The sequence below is a fragment of the Streptomyces sp. NPDC007162 genome (assembly GCF_040634175.1).
In the GTDB taxonomy this organism is placed as follows: domain Bacteria; phylum Actinomycetota; class Actinomycetes; order Streptomycetales; family Streptomycetaceae; genus Streptomyces.
This window is the reverse complement of sequence record NZ_JBEYFC010000466.1, coordinates 1-7,014: the sequence shown is the minus strand read 5'-3', so window position 1 is coordinate 7,014 and position 7,014 is coordinate 1. Positions and strand designations below refer to the sequence as shown.

Annotated in this window: 5 protein-coding genes; all 5 read right to left on the bottom strand. The window is 64.9% G+C overall.

The features are described 5' to 3' along the window. Positions 1-134: 134 nt before the first annotated feature. Entirely contained in the window at positions 135-1,670 is a 1,536-nt protein-coding gene (locus ABZ646_RS36140; RefSeq protein ID WP_360528727.1) for a 4-hydroxyphenylacetate 3-hydroxylase N-terminal domain-containing protein, read from the bottom strand. Positions 1,671-1,890: 220 nt separating this feature from the next. Then, the gene (locus tag ABZ646_RS36135) at positions 1,891-2,445 is read right to left on the bottom strand and encodes a flavin reductase family protein (RefSeq protein ID WP_360528724.1); all 555 of its coding nucleotides are present in this window, start codon (positions 2,443-2,445) and stop codon (positions 1,891-1,893) included. A gap of 163 nt (positions 2,446-2,608) precedes the next feature. Further along, complete coding sequence (locus ABZ646_RS36130; protein ID WP_360528721.1) at positions 2,609-3,754, bottom strand: acyl-CoA dehydrogenase family protein; 1,146 nt, start codon at positions 3,752-3,754, stop codon at positions 2,609-2,611. A 200-nt stretch (positions 3,755-3,954) separates the two neighbouring features. Then, positions 3,955-5,199, bottom strand: coding sequence for an acyl-CoA dehydrogenase family protein (locus ABZ646_RS36125; protein WP_360528718.1), 1,245 nt, complete (start codon positions 5,197-5,199; stop codon positions 3,955-3,957). Positions 5,200-5,620: 421 nt separating this feature from the next. Then, positions 5,621-6,973 carry an LLM class flavin-dependent oxidoreductase gene (locus ABZ646_RS36120; protein WP_360528715.1) on the bottom strand — a complete coding sequence of 451 codons (1,353 nt, stop codon included), beginning with the start codon at positions 6,971-6,973 and terminating at the stop codon, positions 5,621-5,623. Positions 6,974-7,014: the final 41 nt, after the last annotated feature.

Sequence of the window (7,014 nt, the reverse complement as noted above, 5' to 3'; positions counted from 1 at the left end):
CACCTGCCGCTCCCCGTCGCAGCGGCAGGTGACGCCTTCTGCAGCTGGTCGCCGCAGCGGCCGTGGCTCTGCACCCCTGACGAGCGGAAGTGCCCGGTGCCGTCGAATGCACATGAGTACGCAAGCGGCTGCTTTCAGGCAGGACTCGACCCCTCCGCCATGCGAGCGAGCAGGGATCCGACGAGTTCATCCGCCCTACGGCGACTCGGGGCCCGCCTGCGAGCCTTCTGCCCGTCGCCGATCGCCGCGTACCCTTTCGCGAACTGGCCCTGGGCGTTCATCCACAGCACCTTCTTGCCCTGTCGTGCGCTGCCTATGTAGAAACGCTCGTACAGGTCGTGTCGGCCGGCAAGGAAGGAACCGACGAAGTCCCACGCCAGGCGGTACAAGGCAACGCGGTCGACCGCGTTCTTGCCCTCCGCGCCGGCGAGCGTGACATCGATCAGCCCGGCCAGACGCGGATCGTCGATCATGGCCTTGCTGGGGGTGGCCAAGAGGTTGTGACGGCCGACGAGCTTGATGATCTCGACCGCCCGCGGCATCCACTGCGGCAGCATGACCCGCATCACATCAAGCGGTGTGTCGTCAGGGAACACGACGCCACCGGGATACTCGCGGCAGTGCTCCTCGGCCAGCGAGAGGGCGTTCTGCGTGAGCTCCACATAGCAGTAGAGCTCTCCGAGCATGTCCACCGTGTGGTCCGAGCTGTCGTTGACCGTCTCGGCGATCCGTGCGGCCAGCCCCAGGGCGAACTGCAGTTTGGTGAGCGCACGGATCGTCGTGTGCTGCTGCATGTTGGGGAAGAAGCCGTTCGCCAGCGCCGAGTTGTAGATGTCGCGATGCCCGTCGAGGAAGACGCGTTCCTTCGGGATCTCCACATCGTCAAAGATGACGAAGGCGTCCTGCTCGTCGAACCGGGAGGACAGGGGCCGGTCGAAGGCGCTGTCCTTCGTCGCCGCGGCACTGTCCCGGCACAGGAAGATCAGGCCTGGTGTGTCCATCGGGATCGCGAAGGACAACGCGTAGGGCCCGGCACCCTCTTGGAACAGCGGCTGCGCCGGCCAGACAGTGAGCTCATCGGCATACGGCGCGAGCGTACCCAGTGCCTTGGCGCCGCGGACGACGATGCTGTCGGCCGTCTCGCTCACCTTGTGCACAGGTGCGGCTTTACCCGTAACCAGCAGTTCCTGGCTGTAGTCGTTGGTGGGATTGATGATGGCGTGCGTGCATGCGAGATCCTCGCGGCGAGCCTTCTTCTGCCACGAGACCAGGTTGTGCGCGCCTTCCTCGTTGCTCTTGTCAGGCCCCGCCCACAGTTCCGCCTGTCCGACAAAACCGCCAAAGCAGCAGTTCACGTAGTCGGGTGACCGTCCCATCATCCCGACCGTCGCGTCGGCGATCCGCTGTATGCCGCGCCCGCGCAGCAGTACATCCTCCTTCGATCGTGGCGTGATGTGGCTGACATTGATCGGCTCCCCCGTCTCGGGATCGGGAACGAGGCAGTCTTCGGGGTGCTCATGCTGGATGTCGTACAGCCTGGCCATCGACTTGGCGCCGCCACTCAGTGCGGGATGGTCAACGATGTCGTCGACCCGCTCGTTGCCGAGCCAGAGCTCGCGCTTCGAGCGCCTCAATCCGTCCAGGTACTGCTGTCCGGTTCTCGCGGGCATCCAAGACTCCTTCATCACGTTCGCGGAATTGTCGGCAGGCGTCCCGTTGATGGGGCTGGGCCGTGCAGCCACGCCTGTCAGGCTTGTGCGTCAGACTTTCCAGAGCTTCTGGTCGCCCAACGCTCGTCGATTTGTTTCCGAGCTCCGCAGCACCGAGGAAGGCCACGTGCGGTGCAAGCCACTGGGTGCGTAAGCCCGCGCGGCGGGAGGCCACCGTCGCTCATGCCTCCGGCAACACCGCGTGGGTTCCGAACACCCGGTTGTGGTAGGTGAGCGGCTGTCCCTCGATCGTGTCCGCGGCGACGACGGTTCCCAGCGCGACGACGTGGTCACCGCCATCGACCAGAGCCGCGACCTCACAGGCAAGCCAACCCGGCGCGCCGGGCAGGCGAGGCAGCTCATGGTCGGTCTCCCAGGGCGCATCGGAGAACTTTGCGGGGCCACCCTTCTTCGCGAACGTCGACGCCAGGTCCGCCTGGTGCGCGCCCAGGACGTTGACGCCGAACCGACCGACCTCACGGACCACAGCGAGGAGCTCCGAGTTGCGGTCCAGGGAGACCAGCACCATGGGGGGTGCCATCGACAGCGAGGCGAAAGCACTGACCGTCGTTCCGTACGGAAGCCCGGCAGCCATGCTGCTGATCACAGATACAGGAGTCGGAACCCGCGCCATGACCTCGCGGAAACGATTTCGTAGATCTGGGTGGTCGGGGCTTCCCGGGGTCGGCACCGACTTTTCGGCCACGGGTGCAGCAGGCGGTGTGCGCCGGCTCATCGGAATCTCCTTCCGGTCCTGTCATCGCTGGGCAAACACCGGATCTCCACGCGAAAGAAGCGAAAATGCACGGGTGCCGCGGCGCCGTTACCCGACATCGACTGTCGAAAATGGTCCGCGTTCCATTCAGCGTTACGCGACTCCGGCGTGATGAGCCACTGAATCAGAACATGGGTGGAGGCGGCGAACCCAGGAACATCGCGCCGGCGCTTTCATAGACAGCGGGTGACGCGACGTTGTGCTGCCCGGCGGTCACGGCGTCGCGGAGTGCACGCTCGATGATGCCCGGCGTGCGGACAGCGCCCGTCCCGACGTGCCGCGTCACCAGCCGAATCGCTTCGACGCCGGATTCGTGGGCGTGTGCGATCGCGAGCCGGAACATCGCGCGCTGCCGGACACTGAGCTTCTCGCCACGTTCGATGGTGTCCGTGATGCCCGCGAAGGTCTGCAGACACAAGCTTCGCGCTGCCTCGACCATCGTCTCAGCGCGGGCGACCGCGTCGCGGACAATGCCGCTCTCGGCGAGTTTCACGCCCGTGAAGACCGCCGTCTTCGACCGAAGTATCTGCCCCGCTTCGTCGATGGCGGCGCGAGCCAAGCCCAGGGGAATGGCGCTGTGGCCCAACTGGAGCATGTTGGGCATGGAGTACAGTGCCCCCGCCCGGCGGAGCGGGGATCCGAGGCTGAATGTCCACTTCGATGGCACGAACGCGTCTTCAGCCGCATAGTCGTGGCTGCCGGTTCCTCGCAGTCCGAGCGTGTTCCAGTTGTAGATGATCTTGACCTCTGAAGCGGGGAGGAATCCGACCACCGCCTCCGGAATGCCGGACGCGTCGACCTTGGGGTTGCCGTCATCGTCAACGACTACGCAGCCGCTGACCATGTAGTCGCTGTGGCAGACACCGCTTCCGAACGGCCACTGCCCCGTGAACCGGTACCCGCCGTCAACAGCGACTGCAGTTCCGCGAGGAAGGGGCGAACCACCGGTGATCAGGTCGAGGTCCGGGTACAACTCACGGCCGGCCGCGTCATCGAGGTAAGCGGTGTAGTAGCCGGACGCGGACCCGATGTAGGCGACCCAACCGACCGATCCATCGGCCTCGGCGAGTGCCTCGATGATCTCGAACTGGCTCACGAGGTCGACCTCCGGCCCGCCCCAGGCCCGTGGCTGTGTCATGCGCCAGATTCCGATGTCGCGCAAAGCGTCGACAAGGTGTCGCGGCACCGTTTGGCCGTCGTCGATCTCCTGCCGGGCAGCGCGGATCAAGGGCCTGAGCGCTCGGGCCGCCTCCACCGTCGGTGCGCTCAAAGAGCGAGTCATGTCGAGTTACGCTCCCATCGAGTTCCAAGCGACGCGAGTGTCGCGTCCTGAAGGGTTCTGCCGGACGATCACGTTCACACCGGATGCCTGCCATCGGGCGGCTCAGGGCTTCGATCGACTTCTGATGACCGTCGACCCCATCGGCCGCGAAGTGACCAGCCTGGGGCGCGGCGCATCCCCCGCATTGCTCAGAAGAAGAAGATCGGCTGCTCAAAGTGGGCCTGCGCAGCCGCAGAGGCCCGGAAGTCGAACTGGTGAATGCCGTTGCTCCGGAACGCACACATGTCTCGCCAGTACCGCTGCATGGGCTGGCCGTCCCTCGAGCCCGACGAGCTCGCCGCCCGGAACAACAGCTCACCGGCCTCCCACACAAGCTGCCAGACCATCGCCATCTCGCCGTAGTGCCGGAGCTCGATCTCCGGAGTGATCGGGTCGCTCCCCTCGACCGCCGCCGCGACGGCTTCGCCGATGACGTCGGCCACCCGCAACACGACCGAGTTCGCAGCATCGATCTTGGCGAGCGCAGTGCCGTAGATGCGCTGGAAGTCCTTGTCCTGGAAGCGAGGCGGCATCTCCATGCCTCCCATGACCTTGCGCTGCGAGATGATCCTTTCGAACTCGTCGAGAGCGGCACGCCCGGCCCCCACCTGGATGCAACCGAACTCCAGGGCAGCCAACACCAGGAACGGTGTCGCGAACAGCGGATTCCCATGGATCCGATATCCCTGGTTGCCGCCTGCACCGATCGTTTGCAGCACGGTGCTTTTCGCAATGAGATGGTCCGGTACGAACGCGTTGTTGACGATGACGCTGTTGGAGCCGCTGCCTCGAAGCCCGATGAGGTCGCCCCAGTCCTCGAGCATCGTGTAGCCGTCGCCCTTGGGGATGACGAAGACAAGACCAACCGGCTCGGAGGCGGTCGGGTCGGGGAGGAAGCCCATGAAGTGGGTTGCATACGGGATGCCCGAGGCGAAGCCGAACTTGCCGTTCACTACGTAGCCGCCGTCGACTTTCTCCATCGTGGCGCCCATGGCGGCCCCACTCATGGGCGCGACAAAGTGGCCGTCCCCGAAGATCTCCTCCTGCGCCTGCTCGCCATAGCTCTGGGCAACTACCACCGGATGCCCGGAGGTGACGGACACGTGCCACCCGGCCGAGGGGTCGCCACGAGAGATCTCAATCATGGCTTTCACATAGTTGACCAGGTCCGATTCGTAGCCACCGAAACGGCGCGGTTGGAGCATCCTGTACAAGCCGGCCTTGGCGATCTCGTTATGCACTGTCGGCGAGTAACGACCACGCTTCTCGGTGTCCGCCTGGCTCTCGCGCAGCAGCGGAACCAGCTGCGTTGCCTTGGCAACGATTTCACTGGGAGTCAGGTGGGGATCGGGTGTGGGAACTCGCGTCGCCGGATCGCTGGTCTCAACACTCATGTCAGTGTTCCTATCCCTTGAGTAATCCGTTCCGGTTGGACCCGTCAGGGACTGTTCGGATTGTCGATGTGCTGCGGTTCGCAGTGGCCGAGTGACTCCTGTCCGTTCCCGGACCCATGAGGCCGTCTGAAAGACCGGTGTTTCCGCAAGCTTATGAAGCCACATGTGCGGGGTCATGGCGAGAAAATGCAGGAATCTGTCGAGTTTCTGTAGACGCCACCTCGGCAAGGCCGGCCTCGCGGACCGTCCCGTCTTGGCCGAGAACCTGAGGTGGCCCTCCGTGCGCGGAGCGAGCCCCGGCCCGCCACCAGCCGTCCCGGCCCTGTCGCGCAGCAGCGGCAGGTCCGGGCGGTTGATCATCTCCGTGGAGAGGCCGTGAAGTCGACCGGTCCGCCACCGCGACGCCATCGTTCGACCGCTGTCACCGGGCCGATGCGGCGTAGCGATTCGCCGGACGCGGAAGGCCGAGGCTTTCTCGTAGCGTCGTCCCTCTGTATTCAGTGTGGAACAGGCCTCGCCGCTGGAGTTCCGGAATGACTTCGTCAACGAAGACGTCGAGCGAGTCGATCGCGTCGGCGAACATGATGTTGAAGCCGTCCGCAGCCCCGGCCTGCAGCCACTCCTGCATCAGGTCCGCCGCTGTGGTGGGAGTGACCGCAAGCGCCGTGAAACGAGCGGCGAGTTGCATCGCCTGGCGAACGGTCAGATTGTCTCGCTTGACCAGGTCGAGGAAGAACCTCTGAGCGCCCTGGGAGACGACCTCTGACTCTGGCACCTCCGGCATCGGGCCATCAAGCGAGATGCCTGACAGGTTGAACTCCCTCCCGAGTACGGTGCGGAGCATCTCCTTCCCGACTTCCTCGTCCACCAGCGCATCCAGGCGAGCCAGCTTCTCGTTGGCGTCGGCCTCGCTACGCCCGACAATGAGGGTGAGTCCTGGCAGGACCTTGACGTGACGGGGATCCCGCCCGTACGCAGCGGCCTGTTCTTTGAGCTCTGCGTAGAACTCTTTGCCCGCCGCAAGGTTTGCCTGCAGCGTGAACACAACCTCCGCATTCCGCGCCGCAAAGGCACGTCCGGGACCCGAGGATCCGGCCTGGACGATCACCGGGTGTCCCTGAGGAGGCCGAGCCGCGTTCAAGGGGCCGGCCACCGAGAGGTATTTCCCACGGTAGTCCAGCGCATGAAGTTTGTCCGGGTCGAAGAAACGTCCGGACTTCTTGTCATGCAGGAACGCGTCGTCCTCCCAGCTGTCCCACAGCCCGGTGACGACGTCAACGAACTCCTGCGCACGCTCGTATCGCGCGGCATGGGGCATGTGCTCGGCACGTCCGAAGTTCAGCGCCGCGGCGGTGGAGGCAGTGGCAACGATGTTCCATCCAGCGCGCCCTCCGGACAGGAAGTCGAGCGAGGCAAACATGCGCGCCACGTTGTAGGGCTCGCTGTAGGTCGTACTGGCGGTCGCCAGCAGCCCGATGCGCTCGGTGTGGGCCGTCAACGCTGAGAGCAGCGTGAGCGGTTCGGGACCACGGACTCCCTTGACCGTTCGGGAGAGCGCCTCGATGCTGACCTCTTGGCCGAGGAAGCCCACGGCCGGCGAATCCGCCAGAAACAGCCCGTGAAACTTTCCTCGCTCGGCGGTCTGCACAAAGCGCCGCATCATCTTGAAATCCATGGGGGGATTGGCCGGGACCCCCTCGGCACGCCATGCCGACGGGTGGAAGCCTCCCCAGTCCGACACAACGAAAAGGATTGCATCCGTCTTCTCGGTCATCTTCCTCCTCGATCTGGAACGGTCTGTGGACTTCAGACGGC

Bases quoted from the DNA above. Each gene is read 5' to 3' on its own strand.
- ABZ646_RS36140 (WP_360528727.1), bottom strand. From the start codon at position 1,670: ATGCCCGCGAGAACCGGACAGCAGTACCTGGACGGATTGAGGCGCTCG.
- ABZ646_RS36125 (WP_360528718.1), bottom strand. From the start codon at position 5,199: ATGAGTGTTGAGACCAGCGATCCGGCGACGCGAGTTCCCACACCCGAT.
- ABZ646_RS36135 (WP_360528724.1), bottom strand. From the start codon at position 2,445: ATGAGCCGGCGCACACCGCCTGCTGCACCCGTGGCCGAAAAGTCGGTG.
- ABZ646_RS36120 (WP_360528715.1), bottom strand. From the start codon at position 6,973: ATGACCGAGAAGACGGATGCAATCCTTTTCGTTGTGTCGGACTGGGGA.